The organism is Brucella tritici (assembly GCF_008932295.1).
In the GTDB taxonomy this organism is placed as follows: domain Bacteria; phylum Pseudomonadota; class Alphaproteobacteria; order Rhizobiales; family Rhizobiaceae; genus Brucella; species Brucella tritici.
The window spans coordinates 152180-178922 of the sequence record NZ_WBWA01000007.1; the positions used below are offsets into that span (position 1 = coordinate 152180).

Genomic DNA, 26743 nt, shown 5'->3' on the forward strand with positions numbered 1-26743 from the left:
ATGGCATTGCTCACCAATCATCTGACGATCCGGTATATCCGCATCATCGATGCGATCGAAGAGGAGCGCAGCATCGCGCGCGCTGCCGACCGGTTGAACGTTACCCAATCCGCAGTCACCAAGGCGTTGCAGGAAATCGAAGCCCTAACCGGATTGCGGCTTTTCACACGCACTAACAGGGGCGTTGTCCCGACCCATGCGGGCATGCAACTGACCACGGATGCAAGACGTCTCCTTGCCCATCTGATGGTGGCCGAGCAAAATCTTGCCGATCTGCGCGACGGGACAGGCGGACGGCTGGCCATCGGGACCCTGCTTTCAGCATCTGCCGATCTGCTTCCCAGAGCCATCGCCAAAGTCCGGCGCGACAATCGCCGCATCGTGGTCAAGGTCGTGACGGGAACGGATGATGTCCTGATGCCAGCATTGCGGGCGGGTGAGTTGGACATGGTGATAGGCCGCCTTTCCGAGCGGCATGAACCGGTCAATCTCGTGCAGGAGGTCCTGATTCCGGATAACGCCGTCGTCGTCGTGCGCCGCGACCATCCATTGACGCTGCGCCCCGCACTTCGCCTTCATGATCTGATCGAGTGGGACTGGATTTTGCCGCCTAAGGAAACCAATCTCCGCCTCCAGATCGATCGCACATTCCGCGAGGAAGGCGTTCCGCCGCCTGCACAATCCGTTGAATCCGTCTCGCCGCTCATCAACAAGGGACTGCTTTTGCAGGCAGACTATATATGCGTCATGCCCGCGCAGGTGGCGCGGATTGAAGAAGCGTCGGGACAGCTTGCCATTCTGCCGGTTCAGCTTGGCGCGACCTCCGGCTTTTTGGGGATCACCACGCTTCCTGAAAGCAACCGGTCGGCCACGGCAGACCTGTTCATTCAGGTGCTGCGGGAAATTGCCCGGACAGGTTAAGACAGGTTGAAGACAGGCCCCTCCCATCCTCAACACACCCTTCTGATATTCCTGAGCCTCATAGCAGTGCGAAGAGTGTTCAGTTTACGGACTTCAAGTTTCAGCATGAAATGACCGGCAAGACCTCCTGCCCGAAACAGCGTTTTCAAGCGCGGGACAGAGAAAAGGTCGTGAAGGGCAATCAAGAGAGGAACTTTCATGCTCAAGCTTTCACTGCTTGGTGCTTCGGCACTCTGTCTATCTCTGGCCGGGACTGTCGCGGCCTTCGCCAAAGAACCCGTCACCATCGGCATGATCACCACCTTGTCCGGCCCTGCCGGTTATCTCGGGCAAGACATTCGGGACGGTTTCCAGCTCGCAATTGATCAGAATGGCGGCGAACTGGGAGGCAAGCCAGTTGCGCTCAAGGTCGAGGATGACGGCCTCAAGCCGGGCAATGCCAAGCAGATTGCCGAAGCCATGCTGTCCGAACAGGGCGTCAAGCTCTTTACCGGCATGGTCTTCGCCAATGTCGCCGGTGCGGCTCTGCCTGATATTCTCGACGAAGGCGGCATCTATATCAGCCCCAACACCGCCTCTGCCGAATTTGCAGGCAAGGAATGCCACCCCAACTATTTCGTCAGCTCCTGGCAGGATGACAGCCAGGGAGAAAGCGCTGGCGCGCTGGCACAATCAATGGATTATCCTTCGGCATTCCTGATCGCGCCGAATTATCAGGCCGGGCGCGAGACGATGGATGCGTTCAAGCGCTTCTACAAGGGCAAGATCGTCGGCGAAGTCTATACTCAGATGGACCAGACCGATTTTGCCGCTGAAATCGCGCAGATCCGTGCCGCAAAGCCAGCAATGGTCTATGAATTCGAACCGGGCGGCATGGGCATCGCGTTTCTGCAGCAATATCAGCAGTCAGGTCTGCTGAAAGAAATCCCGATGGTCGTTCATCCTGCATCGCTCGATCAGGTAATCGTGAATGTTGTCGGAAAGGCAGCCGACGGCGTGCGGGTGACCAGCCACTGGAACGACGATTTCGACAATGCGGAAAACAAGAAATTCGTTGCCGCCTGGAAGGCTAAATTCGGGGATCGCCCGATCACCTATTATGCCGCACAAGGCTATGATGCCGCGCTGATGATGGGTGCCGGACTTGCTGGCGTCTCGGGTGACGACATCGATGCCAAGACATTCCGCAAGGCATTGCTTTCCGCACAAATTCCTTCCGTGCGTGGAGAATTCAAACTCGGGCCGAACCAGCATCCCGTTCAGGATTGGTATGCGCTCGGTGTGGCCGAAGGTGCCAACGGCAAGCCCTATCTGAAGACCGAGAAGAAAGTCCTGACCGCTCATGGCGATATCTATGCCGCACAATGCAAGATGGATGCGGAATAAGACTTACGAATAGAAGAAGCCCCGCTACTGCGGGGCTTTTCGTTAAGCAAGTGTGTCAGATAACCGTCGAGGCGACACGGTTTTCGATCGCGCGCACAAGATTGAGCGCGGTCATTTCGGACGATTTAGGATTGGTCGCCAGCGGGCCGTTTTCAAAGCGCAGATGCATCCGACCGAAATCGCCTTCGGCAATAATCTCATGCGTGTTGAGGCGCGCTGCCGGGTCTGCAACCAATGTGACGCGGGTACGATCAAGACCAATCCCCGCGAGCGACGTAATCACCGCAACATTGGCATTTTGCGGAAAGGCATCCGCTGCCTTGCGGGCCGTATCCGTGAAGAAGACCGTGGCCTCACTGATTTCGTCAAGCCGCACCAGTTGGGCGGCCTGAGTGCCCGCCCATGCTTTTGCGGGCTTGATGATGCGATGCTCGACATTTTCAATCGAAAGCCGGCTTGCAGCCGAAAGCGCGTCGATGCCGCCCAGCGCGCCGGGTGGAATAATAAGCTTCGCGCCGCTGGCCGCAGCCGCATCCTTCAGCCTTTGAAACAGGGCATCATCGACGAAGGCCGATGTCGATGAAACCGCAAAATCCATTCCGGCGGAAAGCGCCGCCTCGCCCCACGGCAAGACACTGGGGCGACCTGCCGCCTCCACCACGAGACTTGCGCCGGTGGCAGCAAGCTCGGCAGGATTCTCGATGAGCACGGCACCGGCAGGCAGTCCGTCACGGGATGCCGCCCGGTCACGCACCGCCACCGCGCCGATCCTTACGGCACTTTTTCGCTCAGCGAGAAGTTCTGCGACCCGCTTGCCGATAGCGCCCCATCCAACGAGGACGATTGTCTCAGATACCGACATAAGCATGCACCTGCTCACGGTCGCGTTCGAGATCGGCACTCGTCCCGCGCCAAACCGTTCGGCCTTTCTCGACAATGTAATGGCGATCCGCCAACTTCTTCAAAACCGCGATATTCTTGTCGATCAGAAGGATCGACTGGCCCATTTCGCGCAATTGCATGATGCAGTGCCAGATTTCCGTGCGGATGACCGGAGCAAGCCCTTCCGTCGCTTCATCGAGGATCAAAAGATGCGGGTTGGTCATCAATGCACGACCGATAGCCAGCATCTGCTGTTCGCCGCCTGAAAGCGTGCCCGCCGTCTGATCCGCCCGCTCCTGCATACGCGGGAAAAGCGCATATATCTTGCCGAGATCCCACGGCGATTGCCGCTTGCAACGGTTCGATGCGGTTGCGACCAGATTTTCACGCACGGTCAATGTCGGGAAAATCTGCCGTCCCTCCGGCACAAGACCGACCCCCAGGCGCGCCACTTTTTCCGGGCTGTAGCTGGTCGTGTCGCGCCCCGCGATCTGGACCTGCCCCCCTTTGGGGGCGAGGAGACCCATCAATGTGCGTATGGTGGTGGTCTTGCCCATGCCATTGCGGCCCATGAGCGTGACCAGTTCACCCTCATTCACTTCCAGCGAGACGTCGAACAATACCTGAGAATGGCCATAGGCGGCCTGAAGTCCTTCGATTTTCAGCACAGTTCCTCCTCCCCGCCGAGATAGGCTTCCCGCACAGCTTCGCTCGCCCTTATGTCTTCCACCGTACCCGTGAGAATGACACGGCCATAGACCAGCACCGATATGCGGTCGGCGAGCGCAAACACCGCCTCCATGTCGTGCTCTACGAGGAGCATCGAAACCTTGCCGCGCAGCCCCTGCAAAAGCTCGATCATTTCCTGGCTTTCGACATGGCCGAGACCAGCCATCGGCTCATCGAGAAGCAGAAGCTTCGGCTTTCCGGCCAGCGCCATCAGCAGTTCCAGTTGCTTGCGCCCACCGCTCGACAGATCGCCTGCAAGCTTCTCCGGGTGATTGGCCAGACGGCTTCCGGCAAGGATTGCGTCAACTTCACGCCAGATGGCGCTGCGGCCTTTCAGACTGTCGAGAATCCGGAAATTGTGCCCCTCGCGCGCCTGCACCGCCATCGCGATGTTCTGGCGCACACTCATATCGTTCAAAAGCGTCGATATCTGGAATGTGCGTCCCAATCCGCGTCCGACACGTGTGGCGGCAGGCAGTTTGGTAATATCCTCTCCCATCAGGCTGATCGTCCCCGATGTCGGCGTCAGCTCACCGCAAAGCTGGTTGATGAGTGTGGACTTGCCCGCCCCGTTCGGACCGATCAGGGCATGGATATGCCCTTCCGTGACGTCGAGCGTCACATGATCCGTCGCGACCAGACCGGCAAAGCGCTTCACCAGATCGCGGACCTGCAATATCGCAGTCATGCCGGCACCTCCACCTTGCGGTCTTTGCGAAACGGACGGCAAAGCGCGCGCCAGCCGCCGACAATGCCGCCCTTGGTTCCCAAAACCACAACGAGCAGAATGATGCCCATGGCAAGCTGCCAATGTTCCGTCCAGGAGGCGAGATAGGTCTGCAGGATCAGGAACGCAGCCGCGCCCCAGATAGGCCCGAAGAACGTGCCGACCCCGCCCAGAATGACCATCACCATCAACTCACCCGATTTGGTCCAGTGCAGCGTATCCGGGCTTGCAAAACGCATGAAGATGGTGAGAAGCGCCCCAGCCAGACCAGCGCCCATTCCGGCAAGGACAAAGCCGTAAAGCTTGTAGCGATAGGTTTCGATCCCCATGGCTGTCATGCGTCGCTCGCTCTGGCGAATGCCGGAAAGCACCGCGCCATAGGACGAATGCACAACCCGCCAGAGGAAAGCGAAATACAGGATCATCGAAACGAGGATGACATAATACATCGTCGTCTTGTCACGCAGGCTGAGACCGAAAAGATCATTTGCCCGCCGCACGATGATACCATCTTCGCCGCCATAGGTTTTGAGCGAAACGAAGAGGAAGAACAGCATCTGTGCAAAGGCGAGCGTAATCATGATGAACTGCACACCGGAAGTGCGCAGCGCCAGCGCACCGATGACCAGCGCGGCAAGACCCGCCACCAGCATCGCCGCCGGAACGGTGATCAGAAACTGGTCGGAGCCCGGAATGAAGCCGAAAAGCATAGTCTCCTCGGCGTGGTGAAAATAGAGGATACCCACGACATAGGAGCCTATGCCGAAGAAGGCGGCATGACCGAAAGACACCATCCCACCATAGCCGAGGATGAGATTAAGGCTGGCCGCGGCGATGGCATAGATCATGATCCGGGCGACAAGGCTGGATGCAGCCGTCTGCCCCAGCGCTTCGGCGCCGAATGGGAAAAGTGCAAGCACCACGCAGCCGAGAAGAACAAACAAAAAGCGATATGACATGATTCAGGCTCCCACCGGAAAGAGGCCTCTCGGGCGGAACAGAAGAACAATGGCCATCAGCAGATAAATGCCCATGGAGGCAATCCCGACACCCAGAGCGTCAGCCTCAGCCCCGGCCATGAAATGGCGCAGAATGGAAGGCAGAAAGGCGCGCAGGCAGGTATCGATGATGCCGAGCGAAATTCCCGCGATGAAGGCCCCCTTGATTGAGCCGACGCCGCCAATAACCACGACCACGAAGGTGGCAAGCAGGATCTGCTCGCCCATGCCGACCTGAACGGCAAGGATCGGACCGGTCATGAAACCGGCCAGACCCGCAAAGGCAGCGCCCAATGCAAACACCAGCGTGTAGAGCAGGCGGATATCCACGCCGAGCGCGCGCACCATGTCGCGATTGGTCGATCCTGCACGAACCAGCATGCCGATGCGGGTGCGGTTGATGAGCAGATAAAGACCGCCAGCGACCAGCAGGCCAGCCACAATGATGAGCAGCCGGAACGGCGGATAGCTCAGGCCTGAAAACAGCTCGATCGGCTGCGAGAGCGATGCGGGCAATTGCGTGAAAATCGGCTGGCGGCCAAAGATCAGCACGGTCAGCTCATTGAAGATCAGAATGAGCGAGAAAGTCGCCAGCACCTGATCCAGATGATCGCGCTGATAGAGCTTTCGCATGATGCCAAGCTCGATCACGATACCGGCAATCGTCGCGGCCAGAATGGCTGCGGGCAGGCCCAACCAGAAATTTCCGGTCTGCACAGCCACCCAGGTGCCGATGAACGCACCGATCATGTAGAGCGAACCATGAGCGAGGTTGATGACGCCCATGATCCCGAAGATCAGCGTCAGCCCTGCCGCCAGAAGGAACAACATGACGCCGTAGAGAAGGCCATTCAAAAGCTGCTCGAAGATGAGTGTCATTGGAGAAAACGACCTTCATGAGAAATGAAAAGAAGCGTGGCGCGCGCTTTCGCGCGCGCCGGACGGTGGCTGTCAGAGTTTGCACTCTGCAGAATAGGAATCACCGTAATTTTCGATCAGCTTCTTCTTGATCCTGGTAGTCGGATTGCCATCCTCGCCCTTGACGACATCAAGGAGATACCAGTCCTGCAACGGATGCTGGTTCGGACCGAAGGCAAAATTGCCGCGTACCGACTGGAAGTCAGCCTTCCGCAGCGCTTCGCGCACCGCATCCATATCGTCAACGCCGCCGGTCTGCTTCAAGGCAGAAGCGATCAGACGAGCCACATCGTAGCCTTGCGTGCCGTAATAGGTCAGAGGCCGGTCAGGATAAGCGGCCTTCCACTTTGCCACGAGTTCCTTGCTCGCCGCATTGTCCATATCCGGGCTCCAGTGGCTGGTGGCCATGATTCCGACCGAAGCGTCACCCAGTGATTTGAGGATCACAGCATCGCTGGACGGCTCGGAAAGAACCATCGGAATCTTGCCGAGAAGACCGGCCTGCTGGTACTGGCGCATGAACGCAATGCCCATGCCGCCCGGATGAAACTGGAACACCACATCGGGGTTTGCGGCGCGAATCTGCGCCATCTCAGCCGAATAGTCGGTCTGGTCGAGCTGGGTGTAGATTTCACCGACAACTTCGCCCTTGAACCGGCGCTTGAAGCCTGCCAGCGCATCCTTGCCCGCCTGATAGTTCGGCGCAAGAATGAAGGCGCGCTTGAAACCTTCCTGTTCCGCAGCAATGCCCGATGCCTCATGGAGCGAGTCATTTTGCCATGAAACCACGAAGTAATTCGCATCGCAGCCCTTACCCGCCATGTTCGACGGCGCTGCATTGGCGCTGATATAAATACCGTCATTATCGATGATATCCGGCACCGTCGCGCCGGCTACATTCGAGAAGATGATGCCGGTAAAAAGCTTGACGCCGTCTTCCGACATGAACCGCTCGGCGATCTGACGCCCATTGCCAGGCTTGGCGGCGTCGTCCTCGACCTTTAGTTCAACCGGCACACCGCCGAGTTTGCCGCCTTCGGCATCGATGGCGAGCTTCATGCCATCGCGCACGTCCTGACCGAGATAACCTCCCGGACCTGACAAGGTCGTAATCACGCCAATCTTGACCGGTTCGGCAGCGGCAGCACCAGTTGTTAGCCCCGCCAGCAGGCCGATCATCAGGAGTTTGTTTTTCATTTCATTTCCCCTTGTCTTTTTATGGATGGGCGCCCGGCAGTTCCGCCGGGCATGCCTCATCAGAGCGCAACCCAACCTTCCGGCGGGTTCTTGCCGGGGTGGACGGTGTTGCAATGTGGGCAGGTCCGCAGTTTCTCGTCATTGTAGAAAGCAGCATAGAGCGGCGGCAGATCCTCGACGATGGATTCCAGATCCACTTCGGCGCGATGGACGAGGCCGCTGCATTCGAAGCAGTACCATTCGACGGCATCGAGTGCGCCTTCAGGACGGGCCGGTTCGATCACGAGACCGATGGAGCCTTCCTGCGGGCGCTGCGGCGAATGACGGATATGCGCTGGCAAAAGGAAGATATCGCCCTCGCGGATCGGCACATCGTAAAATTCGCCCGTCGACGTGTCATGCAGCTTCAGCAGCATGTCGCCCTTGAGCTGGTAGAAGAACTCTTCGACCGGATCGTCGTGGTAATCGGTGCGCTTGTTCGGGCCACCGACGACCGTGACCATCAGGTCCGCATCCTTGAACACCAGCTGATTGCCGACGGGCGGCTTCAGCAGGTGCTTGTGTTCATCGATCCATTTTTGAAAATTAAAGGCGCTGAGTTTTGTCATTCTTGTTCCCCTTTTCGGTTCGATCAGGACAGTTTGAGACCGCAGCCGTCAAACGCCTCCCGGATTGCGCGTTTTTCGGCATCGGTCAGCTCAAGCATCGGCGCACGAACAGGTCCACCAACCTGGCCGAGCAGCTCCTGCCAGTATTTTTGATGCGAAGTGGGCTTTTCAGCCGGTCGCGTCGACTTGAAGGCATGGCGGACAGGCTCAAGGCTCTGCCAGACGGCGCGCGCCTCGGCCTCTTTGCCCGCAAAGGCCAGATCGGTATAATCGCGCATGCGGCGATCAAACTTGGTCTGCAGCGTATAGGGCGGCGAAGAGCAGAGATAAAGCTGCCAGCCCAGTTCGAGAATATTATCCAGCCATTCGTCTTCCGACGCGGTCGAGACGAGAATGCGGTCGCCTGCAAGTTCCGTGAGCTTGCGATACATGTCGCGCGGGACCGAATATTTGATCGCGACGACCGTTTCGATGTCGGCCAGACGATTGCAGAGCTCCGGGCTCATGAGATAGCCGCTGTCAGGATGCGACCAGAGTGCAAGGCCGATATCCACCTTCGAGGCAATTGTCTCATAGTAGCGCAGCAGCGTTTCGTCCTGCGCACGCAGGAAATGCAGAACAGGTGCATGGACGACGATATAGTCCGCGCCGCAGGCCTGCGCATGCCTGGCCAGATCGATAACCACGTCCATGTTCTGGTCCGAGCAGGACATGATCGTCTGTGCCTTGTCGCCTACTGCCGAGACAGCCAGATCGAACATGCGCTTGCGCTCGTCAACCGACATCGAGAAGAATTCGCCCTGCTTTCCCGCGACGAAAAGTCCGTCAATGCCCAGATCGTTGATCCAGTGGTCGACATTCTTGCGAAAGCCGCCTTCATCGATCGATCCGTCCTGATTGAAAGGCGTGTTTGCCGCAGCCCAGATACCGCGCATCGTAGCGCGCGAATGGGCCTTAGCGTTCTGACGGTCATACTTCATCGGAATCCTCGCTTCGGGGGCGGGTCACTCCAAACCCGCGTCTTCCTGATCGAGCCTGACTTTCTTTCATTCGGGAAGTCTTGTAAGTAGAATATATTCATAAACAAAAACTCATAAGTGAGCCGATGCGCCCCACTCTCCGCCAGATCGAATGTTTTCAGGCCGTGGTCGAACTGGGAAATTTTTCCCGCGCAGCCGAACGTGTCAGGACGACCCAGGCCAATCTTTCCCACACCATCCGCGATCTGGAGACGGTGCTGGATACACGGCTGTTCGACCGGACGACACGGCGCGTCAACCTGACGGATGCAGGACGTGCCTTTGCGGAAGGCGCGCTTGCCGGTCTTGCCGAAATTGATCGCGCCGCCGAAGTGGTGCGCGATCTGGGGAAATTGCGGCGCGGTCAGGTCAGCATCGCCGCCCCGCCATTGCTATGCACGACAGTGCTTCCGCGTCTGGTGCGCCGTGTAGCTGACGAACATCCCAACCTCGTCATCAAGATCGAGGATGTCGGGCCGGATATCGTCATCGAACAGGTTCGCAACGGGCGTTGCGATCTTGGCGTCGGCACCTTTTCCGGTGAGGACTCGGATGTTGAAAGCCAGACGGCACTGCGCGATCAGTTGATGGTTTTCGTGTCGCCCGATCACGATTTCGCCGGATATGAACAGGTCCGTTGGACCGAACTCGACAGTCAGCCGATCATTACGCTGACCCAGAAAAGCAATATCCGGCTTTTGACCGAAATCGGCTTCGAACAGGCAAAGCTAGCGCTTCGACCGCACATGGAGGTCAACCAGATTCACTCGGTGTTGTCGCTGGTCGAGGTCAATGCCGGTATCGCTGTACTGCCCGCCTATGCCTTCACCGCTCTGCGCGGTCGCGGCATCGTGGCCCGCCCGTTGACAGACCCCGCCATCGTGCGCGAAGTGCGCCTCATTACGCCCCGCGACCGCGAACAGTCAGCGGCAACTGTCGCGGTGCGTTCGATCCTGCGAAACCTGCTGCGCCAGATGATCCCGGAGATGCCCGGAACCGGCAGCGCCAGCTAGTGCACGGCTCCTGAACCTTTTGAGCTTGCTTCGCGAGCCTTTGCGCGCTCATATAAAATTGCACCGCTGTTTAGAATCATCTGGAAAAGTCGATACTGAACAACACACCGTCGAAGGTCGGTCGCGTCGCCAGCAAGGGAATGCAGCCTCATGAATACATACGGAAAACTATTTTCAGCCGCGTTGGTCGCGGCTGCGCTCAACAGCACGGCAGTTGGACAGGTCTCCGCCAAGACATTGATCTATTGCTCCGAGGCATCTCCTGAAATGTTCGATGCGGCGCAGACGACATCCGGCGCCGTGTATGACGCATCGGCGCGCAATGTGTCCAATGGACTTATCAAGATCAAGCGCGGCTCAACGGAACTGGAACCCGGCCTCGCGGAAAGCTGGGACGTTTCTGCCGACGGCAAGGAATATACGTTTCATCTGCGAAAGGGCGTGAAGTTTCACACCACAAGTTTTTTCACACCGACGCGTGAATTCAATGCGGACGATGTGATCTTCACGTTCGACCGTCAGGGAAACAAGGACAATCCTTACTACAATCAGGGCGCATGGCCGCAATTCGGGGCCTATTCCTTCCCTTCGCTGATCGAGAAAATCGAAAAGATTGACGATCACACGGTCAAGTTCGTGCTGGCGCATCCCGAAGCGACCTTTATCTCGACGCTGTCGCTGACATTCGCCGTCATTCAGTCCAAGGAATATGCCGACAAGCTCGTCGCGGAAGACCGTATTGAGGAGTTCAGCCAGCAGCCAGTCGGGACCGGCCCTTATCAGTTCGTTGCCTATCAGAAGGATAGCGCCATCCGCTATCAGGCCAATCCCGATTACTGGGCAGGCAAGCAGAAGATCGACAATCTCATCTTTGCGATCACACCGGACGCGGCAGTGCGCTATCAGAAGCTGAAGTCGGGCGAATGCCATGTCATCGCCGCTCCCAACCCCGCCGATATTGCGGAAATGAAGAAGGACCCGGCAGTCGAAATGCTGCACAAGGAAGGTTTGAACCTTTCCTTCCTCGCCTATAACACCCAGCAGAAGCCGTTTGACGACGTACGTGTCCGCAAGGCGCTGAACATGGCGGTCAACAAGGCCGCGATCATCGATGCGGTCTATCTCGGCTCGGCAGTCGTTTCGGTCAATCCATTGCCGCCGAGTGTCTGGGGCTACAACAAGAACGTCAAGGATGATCCTTATGACCCCGAACAGTCGCGCAAGCTGCTCGATGAAGCGGGCGTCAAAGACCTGAAGATGAAAATCTGGGCCATGCCCGTGCAGCGGCCCTATATGCCGAACGCGCGCCGCGCAGCCGAACTCATGCAGTCCGACTTCGCCAAGGTGGGCGTAACGGCGGAAATCGTCACCTATGACTGGGGTGAATATCTCAAGCGTTCACTGGAAAAAGACCGCGATGGCGCCGTCATGCTTGGCTGGACCGGCGGCATCGCCGACCCCGACAATTTCCTCGCCGCACTTTTGAGCTGTCAGGCGATCGGCAGTGCCAACCGCGCAAACTGGTGCAATCAGGATTTCGAGAAGCTCATTCAGGCAGCCAAGCTGACGACCGATCAGGCCGAGCGCACCAAGCTCTATGAGCAGGCGCAGGTCGTCTTCAAGGAACAGGCTCCATGGCTGACCATTGCTCATCAGATTGTCGAGCAGCCAATCAGCAAGAAAGTCAAAGACTTCCGCATCGATCCCTTTGGCGGCTATCTTTTCGAAGACGTCGACATCGAGGAATAAGTCTTTTCCTGCGCCGGTTCGATAACTGGCGATAAATTCCGGGTAGCGGGCCTAAACGCCCGCTATTCTTCTTTCACGCCCCGTTGGAGCGCGTTTCCGACCAATAGCCGAGAAAATATGATGGATATCGTAGACCGCTTTCTAGCCTATACCCGCATCAACACGACCGCTGTGCCGAATGCAGGCAAACTCCCGTCGAGCGAGGGACAAACCGATCTCGCAAAGTTGCTCGCCAGCGAAATGCGCGCCATGGGCATGGACGTTGAAGAGCGTGACCACTCGATCGTTGTCGGCACATTGCCTGCCAATGTCTCGAATGCCGATCGGCAGTATCCGACGATTGCATGGGTCGCCCATCTCGATACGTCCAGCGAATATACGACCGACACCCGCGCTCATGTGGTCGATTATCAGGGCGGGGATATCCTGCTCAATGAAGCGACTGGCGCCGTCATGCGGCTTGCCGAGTTCCCCGAGCTGGAACGCTACGTCGGGGACAGGATCATCGTGACGGACGGCACCAGCCTGCTCGGCGCCGATAACAAATCCGCCATCGCCGAGATCATGCATGCCATGCAGGTCCTGACCGCTCACCCCGAAATCGAGCACGGCACGGTCAAGGTAGTCTTCGTTCCCGATGAGGAAATCGGGTTGCTCGGCGCCAAGGCGCTCGACGTCGCGTCACTGAAAGCCGATTTCGCCTATACGCTCGATTGCTGTGCAGTTGGCGAGATCGTGTATGAGAACTGGAATGCCGGTGAATTCCGCCTCACCTTCAAGGGCCAGCCAGCTCATCCGATGTCGGCCAAGGGCAAGTTGCGCAATGCCATTCTCTATGCCCAGCAATTCATTTCAATGATGCCGGGCGGCGAACGCCCGGAATATACGGAAGGCACCGAAGGCTATTATTGGGCCAAGGGCATTCAGGGGACCGTTGCCGAGACGAGCCTGATTATCGACATCCGCGATTTCACGAAGGACGGTTACGAAACACGTCGTGCGTTCATCGAGAACCTCGCCGCAAGTTTCAACCAGCTCCACGGCGACGGCACGGTTCACGTGGACTACAAGGCTGTCTACCGGAACGCCGCCGAAAGCCTGCAGGGCGAAAATCGCTACCCGGTCGTGCTTGCCCTTCAGGCCATGAAGGCAATAGGCGTGGCACCGACACCGCTGCCGATGCGCGGCGGTTATGACGGTGCGGTGCTGTCCGAAAAAGGGCTGCCATGCCCGAACCTGTTCTGCGGCGCGCACAACTTCCACTCGATTTACGAGTTTCTGCCAGTCGGTTCGCTTAACAAGGCCTCCGAAATGGTCATTGAAATACTGAAGAGCGCGCGGATCACCGACAAGAACGCTGGTTGATCCGACACAGACATGAGGAGACGTGAATTCATCTCGTCTCCTCGCTCTGTCTGTGCCCTCAGCTACCGCCAGAGTGGTTCAGCTTTAATATCCTATGGCGGCACCTGCGACGGCACGGCTGTCGATAGCACCGTAATAGCGATTGTCGCCGCCTTTTTCGATGGCCGCCATATCCTTGCCTCCGACAAGAATGCCTGCTGCCTCACCCCAGACCGGCCAGTCATGATCCTCACCGACGGTATAGCCCATACCGGTCAGCAGCCGGATCGTATCCGGCGAAAGCGCGTTCGCTTCCATATAGACCCGGTCGGGCAGCCACTGGTGATGGATGCGCGGGGCGTCAATCGCTTCCTGAATGTCCATACCGTGATCGATGACATTCATGATTGCTTCGAGCGTGATCGTGATGATGCGCGAACCGCCGGGACTGCCGATGACCATGAATGGCTTGCCATCCTTCGACACGATGGTCGGGCTCATCGAGGAAAGCGGTGACTTGCGTGGTTCGATGGCGTTGGCTTCGCCTTGTATGAGGCCATAGAGATTGGCCACGCCCGGCTTGATGGTGAAGTCGTCCATCTCGTTGTTGAGAAGAATGCCGGTACCCTCGGCCACCTTGGCCGTGCCGAACGATCCATTCAGCGTATAGGTCACGGCGACAGCATTGCCGTCCTTGTCCACGATGGAATAATGCGTGGTTTCGTTGGACTCCTTGAATTCGGCTGGTTTCAGCGCTTCGCTGACGCCGGCGCGATAAGGGTCGATACGACTGCGGATTTCTGCAGCATAGGCCTTGCTGGTGAGCTTCTCGATTGGATTTTCGACGAAATCAGGGTCGCCCAACGCCGTGTTGCGGTCCACATAGGCATGGCGCATCGCTTCCACCATCAAACGCGTGGTTTCTGCCGAGCCGTAGCCGAGATAGGAAATCGGATAGCCCTCAAGCACGTTCAGGATTTCACAGATGATCAGTCCGCCCGAAGAAGGCGGTGGCGATGAGACGATGTCATAACCGCGATAGCTGCACTTCACCGGTTCCAGCTCGCGAACCTTGTATTGCTCGAAATCGGCCTTGGCGAGAATGCCGCCATTTTCCTTGCTCGATTTGACGATCAGATCGGCGATATCGCCCTGATAGAAGGCTGCCGGACCTTTTTCCGAAATGGCCGAAAGCGACTTTGCCAAATCCGGCTGGACAAGCTTTTCACCCAATGGAATCGGTTTTCCGTCTTTCAGGAAGATCTTGGCAGCTGCCGGGTCTTTCGCCAGTCTTTCATTGCCATCGGCAAAGGAGAGAATGTCGCCCAGCTCCAGCGTAAAGCCGTCCTTGGCAAGTTTCAGGGCCGGGTCGATCAACTCCTCGCGCTTGCGGGTGCCATATTTTTCGCGTGCTTCCTCAAGGCCAGCCACCGTGCCTGGCACGCCGATGGCGAGATAGGTTTCAGTACTGGCGCCTTCGACCGGTTTGCCATCCTTGTCCAGATACATGGTCTTGGTGGCGGCGAGCGGCGCGCGTTCACGAAAATCGAGAAAGGTACTCTTCCCGTCCTTGAAGCGGATGGTCATGAAGCCGCCCCCGCCGAGATTACCGGCCGTCGGATAGACAACAGCCAGCGCGTAGCCGACCGCGACAGCCGCATCGACGGCATTGCCGCCGTTCTTCAGCACATCGATACCGACCTGCGAGGCAAGATGCTGGGCCGTAACCACCATGCCATTCTGGCCTTCTGCCGGCGCTGGTGATGCCGCGTAAGCCGAAGGCAGATGGCCCGCAACGGCAATGACTGCGGCAAGGGAAAGCGATTTCAGTCTGTAATGCTGCATGTCTTTCCTCCCATGTGTTCTCCCGAATGGGAGTCCGACAACAACGTCCGCAATATCTTGCGCAAAAGCAAGCGGGAGAAATTCTATCCAGCCGAGCTTGCGGATAGAGTGCGGAGAGATGATAATGCGCAGTATTCGGTTCAGATGCTGCCAGAATTGCAGCCGAACCCGAAGCCCTCGCCAGCTCCTTTCTGGCCATTTGGGCAATATCCCAATTCCATTTCAGACGATGCGATCTCGCCTTGCAGGAGAAATCCATGACCTATGCTCAATGCGCATGCGGAAATCTGACAGTAACGCCTCACCAGCCACCACAATTGACGGCTTTGTGCCACTGCTTCGCCTGCCAGCGAAGGACCGGCTCGCCGTTCAGTGCGAATGCCTTCTATGCGATAGACTGCGTTGAAATTTCAGGCGCATCGACAGAATTCGTTCGTATCGCAGAAAGTGGCCGCAAGGTCCGGATGCACTTTTGTCCGGCTTGCGGCTCAACCGTTTATTGGCTGCCCGAAGCTGCCCCATCCCTGATCGGCGTAGCGGTTGGTTCATTTGCCGATCCGGCTTTTGCCCCGCCTACCCTGTCAGTGTTCGAACAATCGAAGCATGAATGGGTGTCTCTCGACGGGGCAATCAATCATTTTCAACGCTTGCCGGACAGCAATTAGAGCATTTCAATCATTGGAAATGCTCTATCCGTTTGTCTTTACGCGTGTCTTTATCCCGAAACCGGTTCCCACTTTCGGGAGGCATGCTTGAACGATGCCCGCCCGGAAGCCGCCCTTGGACATCGTCAAAAGATGACGATCATTCTTTCAGAATTTTACCCACCGGCGGCTGCCAGTGTTCGTAACAGCGTCGAGAAGGTGAGGGAGCGGTTTGTGTCCGGTTGATTGTCGCCGAGGCCGTCGTTTCGAGACAGCGACTTGCGGACATTACTCGGACTATAGCCGAATTGCTGCGTGAAGGCCCGCGTGAAATTGGCCGCCGTATCGAAGCCAAACAGTTGCGCAATATCGGACACTTTGCGGTTTTCCGATGCATCGGCAAGCATTTCATGTGCCGCAAGCAGCCGCTTCTGGCGGATATAGCTAAGCACCCCACCCGAGCCTTCGAACAGTTGATAGAGATGTGTGCGTGAGACGGCGAGTTCCTTGCTCAGCGCATCGGGCGTGAGTTCACGCGACAGGAGGTTTTTCTGGATGAAGCGCCTGGCTTTGGTCATCAGCCCCAGAGATGCATTATGCTCGCTCGTATCGCTTTCCCTCACCAGAGGGGCGATGGTGTCGAATACGAGCTGCCGCACGGCATCGCGCAATTCCGGCAAGTCTTCGCTTGTTATGTGGTCCAGCCCTGCCTGGATCGTCGACACGAAGTCGATCAGCAGCTTGGCGCGATAGCCTCCAAGCGTCGCATTGTTGCAGGCCTCCGGCATGCCGCCCAAAGCGGCGAACTGATCGACGGGAATGATCAGAAGCACCACTTCCGTTGCCAGCGCACGACCACGAAACGGATAGCCAAACGACCGGATATTGATCATGCCAGGCTCGTTTTCCGCCACACGACCATCCACGGAGGTCCATGTGCGGCCACGACGCAAAAAGCTGATCTGCCAGTGGTCGATCGGACTGAAACGAACCTTTTCCGCCGTACGCTCATAGCTGAACGACGGAACGCTCTGCTCTATGAGCAGCATTCCATGCAGATTCCAGACTTTCTGGGTAACAGCGAAGCCGTCTGCGGCATTAACGCCATCGGGCATACGCACCTCATAGAGAGGAGCTACATGCTGTTGCCATGCAGCGAACTGGGCGGCAGGTTCAAGCTGTTCAGTCGTGAATACCAGCGGGGCCAGAATATTGGCGCTTCGGGCGTCTTCGCCAAGCGTCGCAAGCGGCACCCGCGCTGACTGGCGGCGCTCCACAAAATCGGGCTTCAGATCACGCGTAGCCTTGTCGCTCGGGGATGTCACGGCAACTCCCTCAACCAACCCGAAGGCTCAAGCCGCGGAGACCGCAACCCAAGTCCCTGCGTGGATATTAGCATTTTCGCGCATAAAATCAAAATAAGCCGGAACATTATCAGCCAGGTAACCGTTCAGGCCTGTAGCCGATATTCCTCTTGCGCGGCGAATACCCGCATTACCGGCTTCGTCCCGGATTTGACCAGAAGCATCGCAGATTTCAGAACCACCTGTGAAACAGGTTGTTTGCGTCCCATTTGATGAAAATTTTCATGAAAATCCGGCCAGAATATTAAAACGCATCCGATAGAAAGCACGGTAATAACAACCGGAGGCAATCGCATGAACAATGTATTTGCATATGCTGTACGCCGCGACGGCTTGAAATGGGCTGCCGCCATCGTCGTAGGACTGTCCGCTTCATTTTGCCTGACGGCAGGTGCAGAAGCCAAGGATACCCGCAAGCAGAAAAGCGCAACGGTCTCCGTTTATCTCGCCAAGTTCGAGATTGGCAGTCAGGCTCGCTTCAACAAGCCCGCATCCGCGAAGGTCATCAAGGTTTCCGCATCGCAATATGCGACCGGCACATCCTATGTGTGCACGCCAAGCGGCTTCGGACAGAAATCCCGCTGCTTCATCCGCGACTAGTGGATTGAATTTGACGTTTGATACCCGTCCGATATCAATCCCGTTCCAAACGTCAAATTCGAAAAATCCACTAGATTCATAAAGTTACCAGTGCACGATCTGGCCGCCGCGAAACGGCTTTCGGAAGACGCTCCAAGGCATACCGGCTCGCCAGAACTCGATACTGATCAGCGAGCCGGCATGCTTGCCCGGCGATCATCTCGCCTTGGCTTTCATGATTGCCAGTCCCTTGCTGATACGGTCACCGCGCAACAGCTTGGCTGCCTCATCGGTCGAGCGTGGGGGATTGTTGCGGAAGACATACCAACTGCCCCCCAGCGAGCGCTTCTGATAGATGACGCCGTCTTGTTCGCGGTGGAGGAAGCAGGTCGTATCGCTGCTGCTCCCCGTCTTGCTGACCCAATAGGCCTGAAGACAGAGCTTGCCGCTGTCGGTGGCATACCAGCGCCCCTGTGCATAGGACCAGACCCTGCCCTTCTGCGACCAGGCGATGAAACGATGCCTGTCGGCAGAGAAATAGCCACCACCATCCTTCCATTTCCATGTTCTGCCGGAATAAAGCGCCTCAAGCGCCTGGGCTGAGAGCGGTGACGCCGAAGCAGCCTTGATGGCAACCGGATCTTCGGTCTTCGGCTTCGGCGCCGCATCGGCAGCGCCTGCCAGAAGAAGCACGGACAGCGCCGCGCTGACGGTTCTCAAACGGATCGAAAACATTGTCGTATTCCTGTTCAGACGTTAGAGCATGATTAAAATGGGACACATTCGCGTCTCCGGATCAATCAAGCGGATGGTTCGCAACCCGCCAGTCGGGCCGCCCGACACCACGTGGCCACGGATAGACTTCGCGGTCATTGAAGTAGACAGCCGCTGTCAGTTTCGGGAATTCGGGCTGCGGCTTGTTGGTCTCCTGTGCCCAGGCGCGGACGTAGGTATCGCTTCCCTCATAGCCGAGCTCGGCGATGACAATCGGCTTCTTGAAACCCACAACCCGGTCATATCCGGGCTTTGCCCGTTCGACGAAGGTGGATGCGCGTCCGAGTTCCAGCATATCGTAGGTTTCGTAGCCGAACACCGACAGGCCGATGACATCGACATAGCCATCGCCTGGATAATAGGCCTCAAGCCCCTCTTCACCCTTCGGCGACCACATATATTTGGCGTGCGGCAGTGACTTGCGGCAGACGCTGACAACATGCTGATAGGCGCGGATATAACCCTCAGCCGGCCAGTAGGACCAGGTGAACTGGCCAGCCTTGTCGTCCATTTCCTGCGCCCAGCGAATGGTGACCGGGCTCTTCAGCTTGGAAGCAGCGGAGCAGACGGCAGCCATGTTTGAATCGTAGCGACCACGCACGATGCCGCTCAGCAGATCATCCGGCGCAACGCGCCAGTCGCGAGCCCATGACCAGGGTTCGATGGTGATCAGCAATTCGCGGCCCCGTTCCTGCGCATAGGCATCGGCGGTCGACAGGCTGGCCAGGTCCACATCTTCCCAGGGCAGGAACAGATGCTCGATGCGGGAATTGGGATCGTTGGTGAAATCCCCGTGCGGATCATAGGCCCCGAACGTGATGGATTGCGGGGTTATGACCGGGCGCTTGTCATGGAACATGTTGCGCGTATCGACATTGGCGCCCGAGACACCGCTTGCCGCGTAAACAGCGGTTGAAAGCATCCCACCGCAAAGAATGGCCGTTGCTATTTTATATGAGGTTTTCATCGCCGCCTCCTTTATTGCGTTGGCGATTGCGCGACGGGCAGCGCCAGATTCAGCGCTTCCGTTTTTGGCGTTATTGTTTCGATGGAGACGAGCTTGCGCGCTTCGTCATCCTTGTTTCCGCCAGCATGGCGGAAGATATACCAGACACCGTCCGGCTCGCGTTTCTGATAGATCGTCCCATCGGCAATGCGGTGGGAGAAACAGGTCTTGTTCGGGAAGACGCCCTGATCCAGATGCCATTTCGCATCGAAGCACATCTGGCCCGACCAGGTGATCCGCCAGCGGCCTTCAGCCCAGGCCTTACCCTTGTCGCCATCGACGCGGGCTGTGAAACGGCGGTTCTGGCTTTCCATCCGGCCAGCGCCATCGGCCCACTGCCAGTTCTTGTCGCGATAGAGCACGTAAAGCTCTGCGGGTGTCATCACACGGGCGCCCTCGGGCAAACCATCCGCTGTAGCCGTTGCTGCACCGGCTGGCGTGCCGAGCCCGGCCAGCAGGACAAAGAGTGTGAGAACGCCTCTGCTCCTGTCCGTGCGCCAGCCATACCGGGACCGTTGGCCTTCAAACATCGAATGTTTCATTTGAACCTCCCACGACCTTCAGGTTGCGCGCACCCGCCAAGGGTTCTTGCGATTGACGGATGCGCGCGTGCGGCAGAACGTTTGTTGGTCTTGTTTCCTGCCGCTGTTGAACGGGACGACCGATTGTCGAAATCCGGAAGCCCTGATTCTCGGCAATCGCCGGTGAAAAGACATTGCGCAGATCGACGAGCACCGCGTCCTGCATGACCTGTTTCATCCGAACGAGATCAAGCTTGCGAATGCTGTCCCATTCGGTCACGACCACCGCCGCATCGGCTGTGTTCAGACATTCATAGGGGTCGTCACAAAACTCGACATCGCTGAGAAGACCGCGCGCATTCTCCATTCCTGCCGGATCAAAGGCCCGAATTCTGGCGCCGAAACGCTGCAAGGTTTCGATAAGCGGAACGGACGGTGCGTCACGCATATCGTCCGTATCGGGTTTGAATGTCAGACCGAGAACGGCAATCGTCCGGCCTTCGACACTACCGCAGAGCGCATCCAGAACCTTCAGCGCCATGCGACGCTTGCGCGCTTCATTGACGGTAACCGTTTCCTCGACCAGCCGCAGGGCGACCCCGTGATCCTGGGCAGTGCGCAACAGCGCTATCGTATCCTTTGGGAAGCAGGAACCACCATAGCCCGGCCCCGCATTGAGAAAGCTGGTGCCGATGCGCTTGTCCAGCCCCATGCCAAGCGCCAGCTCGGTGACATCGCTGCCGACTTCCTCGCACAGATCCGCCAGTTCATTGATGAAGGTGATCTTGGTGGCGAGAAAAGCGTTGGCCGCATATTTTATCAGCTCCGATGTCCGGCGCTGCGTAATCACGATCGGCGTCTTTCCAGCTTCAAGCGGCGGAGCATAAAGGGCGACAAGCACGGAACGCGCGCGCTCGTCCTCCACCCCGATGACGACGCGATCGGGCTCAAGAAAATCGCGGATAGCCACACCCTCGCGCAGGAATTCCGGATTAGACGCAACGGAGAATGTGCCGGGTCGGCGAACCGAGCCGATGATCTTTTGCACCACATCGCCAGTGCCGACCGGAACGGTGGACTTGACCACGACGACGCTATAGTCGTCGATCAATGGCGCAAGCTCGCGGGCGGCCATGTAGACAAAGGACAGGTCCGCATCGCCGTGTCCGGCACGCGCTGGTGTACCGACTGCGATGAAGACAAGCTCCGCGCCCCTGACCGCTTCCGCCAGATTGGTCGTGAAGCTAAGCCGGCCAAAGGCGAAGTTGCGTTCCACCAACTCATCCAGCCCCGGCTCGTATATCGGCACAATGCCGCGCTCCAGCCGGGCGATCTTCTGGGCGTCCTTGTCGACACAGACGACCTCGTGTCCCCATGCTGCGAAACACGTGCCACTGACCAATCCGACATATCCCGTACCGATAACAGCGATCTTCATAATCGTCGCGCCTCTTTCGCCTAGTTCTCTGTGCTGGCAGCATCCGTGCGCCAGCGTGGATTGAAAATTGTCCGGTGGAGATCGCGTCCGCCTACACCGGCACCGGCGACCGAGAAGCGATCGTCAAATATCGTGAAGCTTTTCGTGCCCCAGCTCAGTGCCTCGATGCCGTCGCGTCCGCGTTCAACAGTCGTGAAGCCGGTCAGCGCGACCAGCGCCGTAAAACTGCATGCCAACACCGGTCGATAGAGGCGGCTCGTCATCCGCACCCGATTTTCGCGGGTGTGCTGGATCACGATCATCGCCATCAGGAACAGGTAGGAACACGCATTGACGATGGCGAAAATGAAGAAGCCCCGCGTTTCATGAGCATCCCTGACGACGAGCACCGGCAGGATGGAGAGACCGGAGATCAGCGCATAGGGAGCGATCACCCGCAACGGGACCGGATCGACTTCGGATGAGCCCTTCGGCGTGACACGAAAATCGACAAAGGAACCGGTCAGCCAGTCGCGGAAGGCTGCGAAGGTGCCAGCCAGAGCCCAGGGCCACCGCGCCAGCAGGAACAGTATCGCTTCCCAGCTGAAAATCCTGCCGTCGACCGGACGGAACGTCTTGCTGGACCGCCACCAGAATGCCAGCACCAGGGTCACGAGCGAGAGCGGCAGGAAGTGCATCAGGAAGGCAGGATAGGTAACGCTGACGAAATTATCGCCATAAGCCAAAATGACTATCGGCAGAACGAATGCCAGCGCCAGAAAGAATGCATAGAGCGGATACCAGAGCTGCGAGAAGAGGAACTGGAGCTTCAGGCGCAGCGGCAGCCGCCCAATCAGCTTCGGCGTATATTGCAGCAGGATCATCACAAGGCTGCGCGACCACTGGAATTCCTGCGTCACGAGATCGGCGAAGGTGCGCGGGCCGTCGCCATGGGCGATGGCGTCCAGCGCATGGACACCACGCCAGCCATGCGCGTTCATGAACAGGGTCGTGGAATGATCTTCGGCCAGTTCTGGCCCGAGACCGCCGATTTCCTTCAACGCTGCCGTGCGCACCGCATAATGGGAGCCGATGCAGAGCGGGGCAAAGCCGCCATTGTAACCGGCCTGCAGCGAGCCATGCATGCTGGCTTCCACATAGAGACGTCCGCGCGCCGACCAGCTTTCATGCGCATTGCGATCACAAATGCTCGGTGCGGAAACATAGCCGATAGCCGGATCGGCAAAAGGCCGCAGGATATTGAAGAGATAGCCCGGTTCAGGCACATGGTCGGCGTCGAGCTGCGAGACGAAATCATAGCGCTCATAGCCATAGTGATCGTAGAAGAAAGCAAGATTGCCTTCCTTGCACCGGGTACGGCGCGGCCAGGTCTGCCGATGATAGTCGGCGCGGCCCTTGCGCGTGGAAACGAACACACCATTCTCACGACACCAGGCAAGCGTCGAGGGCGAAGGGTCCTCATCGGCAAGCCAGGTATCGTGCGGCACATCCTGCGCCAGCATGGCGCGCAATGTTTCAGCCACCACCTCGAAGGGCTCTGACGGAGCCTTGGTGACGACCATGGCGACGCGGCTTCCGGCAGGAATGCGAAGCGGGCCGGTCGGGCGCGCTGCGTGGAAGAAAACCGTGATGAAGTAAAGCGGCAGGATCGTGATCCATGCCAGGAGTGCCGTCACCAGAATGGAGCCGAGCAGATGATTGTGCTTTGCGCTGATGAACCACCATTGCCAGAAATAGGCGAGGGCGAGGGCCCACAGGACGATGCCCACCACATATTCCACCCGCTTGCGGCCAGTGAAGATGGGCGCCAGCAATGGTACCATTTCGCCTGTATCGCCATCAATGGCTGGATGAAGTTCGCGCCGTGTCATGTCCGCATCTCCAGACCAAAGAAGGGCGCAGCCGTGCGAATGATCGTGTCGAGATCGGAATGGAGCGTGCGAAAGCCAAGCTTTGCAGCCGCTTCAGCCGGATCGGCATAAAGCACCGGCGGATCGCCTGCCCGGCGCGCACGCATTTCGACAGGCACCGTGCGTCCGGTCAGCCGGTCTATCGCATCCACGATTTCCTTGATGGATGTTCCGCGCCCGGTTCCCAGATTAAGGACCAGATTGCCGCCGCCATTCAGAAGATGCTCGACTGCAAGCACATGTGCCCGCGCCAGATCGACCACATGAATATAGTCGCGGATGCAGGTGCCATCCGGCGTTTCGTAGTCGTCGCCGTAGACTTCCAGATAATCCGCCATGCCCGCCGCAGCCAGCATAGCGCGCGGTATCAGATGGGTTTCGGGATCGTGCTTTTCGCCCAGTTCGCCATCCAGATCGGCACCGCAGGCATTGAAGTAGCGCAGCGCCGCATAGGGCATGCCATAGGCTGACGAATAGTCGGCCAGCATATGTTCCGCGATCAGCTTTGTGCGGCCATAAGGATTGATCGGATTCTGCGTTTCGCCTTCGCGGATTGGCAGCACATCCGGAATGCCGTAAGTGGCGCAGCTCGATGAGAAAATGATCGGGCGTCCGCCTGTCAGGCGGCTGGCCTCCAGAACAGACTGGATGCCGCCGACATTGTTGCGATAATATTTTGCGGGATCCGTGACGGATTCCCCCACATAGGCCGAGGCCGCAAAGTGGATGATGGCTGCCGGATCAAATATCCGGATGGCAGCGATAAGCTGCTCCTGCGAAAGCGTGTCGCCCTCGACAAACTCGCCCCAGCGCACGGAAGACCGGTGACCCGTCGACAGGTTGTCATAGACGACCGGCGAAAATCCACTTCCGTGCAAAAGCTTGGCCGTATGGCTGCCAATGAAGCCGGCGCCACCGGTGACGAGTATGGTCCGCCGTGTCATCTCGCCACCTCGAAGAGTTCGCCCGATGGCCTGACCAACTGGCGTTCGAAATAGGCAATCGTCTGCTTCAGTCCTTCGGCCAGCGCAATTTGCGGCTCCCAGCCAAGCTCGCGCTTGGCGAGCATGATGTCCGGGCGCCGCTGGCGCGGATCATCGGTGGGCAGAGGACGATAGACGATGCGCGAGGATGAATTTGTCAGTGCAATGATCTGCTCGGCCAGTTCACGCACGGTGAACTCGCCCGGATTGCCGATATTGACAGGCTTCTGAACCTGGCTGTTCATCAGCCGGCTGAAGCCTTCGATCAGGTCATCGACATAGCAGAAAGAACGGGTCTGGGAACCATCGCCATAGATGGTGATGTCTTCACGCTTGAGCGCCTGAACGATGAAGTTCGACACGACACGGCCATCGTCGGGCCGCATGCGCGGGCCATAGGTATTGAAGATGCGCACGATACGGATATCGACGCCATACTGCTTGTGAAAATCGTAGAACAGCGTTTCGGCGGAGCGCTTGCCTTCATCATAGCAGGACCGGGGGCCGAACGAGTTCACATTGCCCCAATAGGCTTCCGGCTGCGGATGTGTTTGCGGGTCGCCATACACTTCCGATGTCGAAGCCTGAAATATCCGTGCCTGATAATGCGCTGCAAGCTCGAGCAGATTGAGCGAGCCAATAACGCTCGTCTTCATCGTATGCACCGGATCAGCCTGATAATGCGGCGGCGATGCGGGACATGCGAGATTATAAATCTCGTCTACCGGCAGATCAATCGGGTTAACGATATCATGGCGCACGAAGCTGAACGTGTCGTAACGCAGGAGATTGCGCAGGTTCTCAAGCCGCCCCGTCGAAAAATTATCGACGCAAATGACGAAGTTTCCTTCGTTCAAAAGACGTTCGCAAAGATGAGAGCCAAGAAATCCGGCACCGCCCGCTACCAGAATGCGCCGTGTTGACATGCGCTCTGCAGATATACCCGATGATCTGAAGTTTATACTCACGAGAACCTCCAACGCTACTATTTCGCTTGCGCCATCTGGTAAAAAATCAAACAAATTCCTTCAACGCGCTCGAATAGAGGCGCGCCGGGCGGCGTTTTCCGATTGCTTTACTAGATGATTGAAGATAGCCGGGCTGAAGTCATGAGTCGTTAGCGTAGAATCCGGAAACTTATCCTTGCGTCCATTTTTGAAGTCTGGACGGTTTCTTTTATCCGGAGCTTTTGCGCTGTCGTGAATGCGCCGTTTCGCGCCATGTTCCAGAGCATAATCCGACCGGAGTGAAACGAGGATCGATAGATTATGCCTGAAATAGAAGAGTTAGAGTGCAGATCTGATTCAATCAGATCGAAACGCGCTCTAACGCAGAATATCTGAAAGACGCTTCTGTTCTTTTTCGACGCGCTCGAGATTGAGGCCCGCCAGAAGGTCGAGAATATGGGTCTTCATCAAGGCTGCGGCATCGTCGCTTCTGTGCTGTTCGATGGCATCGACCAGCGCGTGATGCGCGTCGCTCTGGCAGGTCGTCTCGCGCCGCTCCCAATAGAGAGAAATGATGAGCGAGGAACGCGGCAGGAGATCGTCGACGAAACCCGCCAGGATCGAGTGTCCCGAAATCTCGGCCAGATGCGTGTGAAAAAGCGCTGACAGCATGATCGCCTCGCTGTCGCGCCCGGCATGAAGGGCCTCATGCTCGTCGTGGAGATGCTGCCGCAACTGCTTGACCTGCTGGGGCTCGACGACCTTTGCTGCGAGAGCCGCCACCTGCGGCTCGATCAGCAAGCGTGCCTCGAACACTTCGCGCGCTTCCTCGCGTGACGGCTCAGCCACGAAGGCACCGCGATTGGGTTCCAGCCGCACGAGCCTGTCATGGGCCAGCGCCTGCAGGGCAGAGCGCACGAAGGCGCGGCTGACGGAATAGATTGTCGCCAGTTCGTCCTCCGGCAGCTTGGTGCCCGGAAGCAGACGATGGCTTACAACCGCTTCGCGCAAGCCGTTATAGACCGGAAGCCAGCGCGCATTTCCGCCGTTTTGGTCTGTCGTGTTGGTCGCAGCCAGGTTCATCGTCATCCAATAGAAGCTGTTCAAAGGGTGAATGCGATCAGGCGATACAGCATCCGCAAATCCGCTATTTATTCTCTTACATATCGAACATAGGTCCGGCGAGTGTCAACAATGTCGCGAGTTCTGATACACAAACCCGATTGAAATCACCCGGACAT

25 protein-coding genes are annotated in these 26743 nt (G+C 57.7%); 7 read left to right on the forward strand and 18 right to left on the reverse strand.

The genetic code is table 11. The annotated features are described in order from the left end of the window. The gene (locus tag F9K91_RS09990) at positions 1-921 is read left to right on the forward strand and encodes a LysR substrate-binding domain-containing protein (RefSeq protein ID WP_151557429.1); all 921 of its coding nucleotides are present in this window, start codon (positions 1-3) and stop codon (positions 919-921) included. A gap of 198 nt (positions 922-1119) precedes the next feature. Continuing rightward, positions 1120-2307 carry an ABC transporter substrate-binding protein gene (locus tag F9K91_RS09995; RefSeq protein ID WP_151644354.1) on the forward strand — a complete coding sequence of 396 codons (1188 nt, stop codon included), beginning with the start codon at positions 1120-1122 and terminating at the stop codon, positions 2305-2307. 55 nt (positions 2308-2362) lie between these two features. Here the strand turns inward: F9K91_RS09995 and F9K91_RS10000 are convergent, their stop codons facing one another. From F9K91_RS10000 to F9K91_RS10035, 8 genes are all read right to left on the reverse strand, one after another. Next, positions 2363-3169: an aspartate dehydrogenase gene (locus F9K91_RS10000; RefSeq protein WP_151677719.1), complete on the reverse strand. Its 807-nt coding sequence runs from the start codon at positions 3167-3169 to the stop codon at positions 2363-2365. Continuing rightward, positions 3156-3857 carry an ABC transporter ATP-binding protein gene (locus F9K91_RS10005; RefSeq protein WP_151557434.1) on the reverse strand — a complete coding sequence of 234 codons (702 nt, stop codon included), beginning with the start codon at positions 3855-3857 and terminating at the stop codon, positions 3156-3158. Before F9K91_RS10005 ends, F9K91_RS10000 begins: the two co-directional genes overlap by 14 nt. Then, positions 3851-4606 carry an ABC transporter ATP-binding protein gene (locus tag F9K91_RS10010; protein ID WP_061347559.1) on the reverse strand — a complete coding sequence of 252 codons (756 nt, stop codon included), beginning with the start codon at positions 4604-4606 and terminating at the stop codon, positions 3851-3853. The genes F9K91_RS10005 and F9K91_RS10010 overlap by 7 nt, the downstream gene beginning before the upstream one ends. Continuing rightward, on the reverse strand, positions 4603-5604 hold the full coding sequence (locus F9K91_RS10015) for a branched-chain amino acid ABC transporter permease (RefSeq protein ID WP_109988260.1): 1002 nt from the start codon (positions 5602-5604) through the stop codon (positions 4603-4605). Before F9K91_RS10015 ends, F9K91_RS10010 begins: the two co-directional genes overlap by 4 nt. Positions 5605-5607: 3 nt before the next feature. Continuing rightward, positions 5608-6522: a branched-chain amino acid ABC transporter permease gene (locus F9K91_RS10020; RefSeq protein ID WP_061347557.1), complete on the reverse strand. Its 915-nt coding sequence runs from the start codon at positions 6520-6522 to the stop codon at positions 5608-5610. 72 nt (positions 6523-6594) lie between these two features. Then, positions 6595-7758, reverse strand: coding sequence for an ABC transporter substrate-binding protein (locus tag F9K91_RS10025; protein WP_104755347.1), 1164 nt, complete (start codon positions 7756-7758; stop codon positions 6595-6597). Between the two features lie 59 nt (positions 7759-7817). Next, entirely contained in the window at positions 7818-8366 is a 549-nt protein-coding gene (locus tag F9K91_RS10030) for a 3-hydroxyanthranilate 3,4-dioxygenase (protein ID WP_061347555.1), read from the reverse strand. A gap of 23 nt (positions 8367-8389) precedes the next feature. Further along, positions 8390-9346, reverse strand: coding sequence for a dihydrodipicolinate synthase family protein (locus tag F9K91_RS10035; protein ID WP_151677720.1), 957 nt, complete (start codon positions 9344-9346; stop codon positions 8390-8392). Between the two features lie 125 nt (positions 9347-9471). Here F9K91_RS10035 and F9K91_RS10040 point away from each other — a divergent pair, with 125 nt between their 5' ends. From F9K91_RS10040 to pepT, 3 genes are all read left to right on the forward strand, one after another. Continuing rightward, positions 9472-10398 carry a LysR family transcriptional regulator gene (locus tag F9K91_RS10040; RefSeq protein ID WP_151677721.1) on the forward strand — a complete coding sequence of 309 codons (927 nt, stop codon included), beginning with the start codon at positions 9472-9474 and terminating at the stop codon, positions 10396-10398. Positions 10399-10548: 150 nt separating this feature from the next. Next, on the forward strand, positions 10549-12147 hold the full coding sequence (locus F9K91_RS10045) for an ABC transporter substrate-binding protein (protein ID WP_151677722.1): 1599 nt from the start codon (positions 10549-10551) through the stop codon (positions 12145-12147). Positions 12148-12264: 117 nt separating this feature from the next. Continuing rightward, positions 12265-13512: a peptidase T gene (pepT, locus tag F9K91_RS10050; protein ID WP_235912848.1), complete on the forward strand. Its 1248-nt coding sequence runs from the start codon at positions 12265-12267 to the stop codon at positions 13510-13512. 84 nt (positions 13513-13596) lie between these two features. On the opposite strand, the gene ggt is transcribed toward pepT, so the two are convergent. Beyond that, positions 13597-15336, reverse strand: coding sequence for a gamma-glutamyltransferase (ggt, locus tag F9K91_RS10055; protein WP_151652134.1), 1740 nt, complete (start codon positions 15334-15336; stop codon positions 13597-13599). Between the two features lie 257 nt (positions 15337-15593). Here ggt and F9K91_RS10060 point away from each other — a divergent pair, with 257 nt between their 5' ends. Then, positions 15594-16001 (forward strand): GFA family protein, encoded by a 408-nt coding sequence (locus tag F9K91_RS10060; protein ID WP_151677723.1) that lies wholly within the window; start codon positions 15594-15596, stop codon positions 15999-16001. Positions 16002-16156: 155 nt separating this feature from the next. Here F9K91_RS10060 and F9K91_RS10065 read toward each other — a convergent pair whose 3' ends face one another. Beyond that, positions 16157-17305, reverse strand: coding sequence for a helix-turn-helix domain-containing protein (locus F9K91_RS10065; RefSeq protein WP_151677724.1), 1149 nt, complete (start codon positions 17303-17305; stop codon positions 16157-16159). A gap of 333 nt (positions 17306-17638) precedes the next feature. On the opposite strand from F9K91_RS10065, the gene F9K91_RS10070 reads away from it, so the two are divergent. After that, on the forward strand, positions 17639-17944 hold the full coding sequence (locus F9K91_RS10070) for a hypothetical protein (RefSeq protein ID WP_151557451.1): 306 nt from the start codon (positions 17639-17641) through the stop codon (positions 17942-17944). Between the two features lie 195 nt (positions 17945-18139). Here the strand turns inward: F9K91_RS10070 and F9K91_RS10075 are convergent, their stop codons facing one another. The 8 genes from F9K91_RS10075 to F9K91_RS10110 all read right to left on the reverse strand — a co-directional run bounded on the left by F9K91_RS10075 (position 18140) and on the right by F9K91_RS10110 (position 26585). Further along, positions 18140-18658, reverse strand: coding sequence for a DUF995 domain-containing protein (locus F9K91_RS10075; RefSeq protein ID WP_151557454.1), 519 nt, complete (start codon positions 18656-18658; stop codon positions 18140-18142). A gap of 61 nt (positions 18659-18719) precedes the next feature. Next, complete coding sequence (locus tag F9K91_RS10080; protein WP_151557456.1) at positions 18720-19664, reverse strand: glycoside hydrolase family 26 protein; 945 nt, start codon at positions 19662-19664, stop codon at positions 18720-18722. Between the two features lie 11 nt (positions 19665-19675). Then, positions 19676-20233, reverse strand: coding sequence for a DUF995 domain-containing protein (locus tag F9K91_RS10085; protein WP_412842157.1), 558 nt, complete (start codon positions 20231-20233; stop codon positions 19676-19678). Beyond that, the gene (locus F9K91_RS10090; RefSeq protein ID WP_151677725.1) at positions 20226-21662 is read right to left on the reverse strand and encodes a UDP-glucose dehydrogenase family protein; all 1437 of its coding nucleotides are present in this window, start codon (positions 21660-21662) and stop codon (positions 20226-20228) included. The genes F9K91_RS10085 and F9K91_RS10090 overlap by 8 nt, the downstream gene beginning before the upstream one ends. A 20-nt stretch (positions 21663-21682) precedes the next feature. Continuing rightward, complete coding sequence (locus F9K91_RS10095) at positions 21683-23533, reverse strand: glycosyltransferase family 2 protein (RefSeq protein ID WP_151677726.1); 1851 nt, start codon at positions 23531-23533, stop codon at positions 21683-21685. Beyond that, on the reverse strand, positions 23530-24516 hold the full coding sequence (galE, locus tag F9K91_RS10100; RefSeq protein ID WP_151677727.1) for a UDP-glucose 4-epimerase GalE: 987 nt from the start codon (positions 24514-24516) through the stop codon (positions 23530-23532). Before galE ends, F9K91_RS10095 begins: the two co-directional genes overlap by 4 nt. Continuing rightward, the gene (locus F9K91_RS10105) at positions 24513-25481 is read right to left on the reverse strand and encodes a UDP-glucuronic acid decarboxylase family protein (protein WP_081104545.1); all 969 of its coding nucleotides are present in this window, start codon (positions 25479-25481) and stop codon (positions 24513-24515) included. Before F9K91_RS10105 ends, galE begins: the two co-directional genes overlap by 4 nt. 399 nt (positions 25482-25880) lie before the next feature. Then, on the reverse strand, positions 25881-26585 hold the full coding sequence (locus F9K91_RS10110; RefSeq protein ID WP_151677748.1) for a GntR family transcriptional regulator: 705 nt from the start codon (positions 26583-26585) through the stop codon (positions 25881-25883). Positions 26586-26743 lie beyond the last annotated feature (158 nt).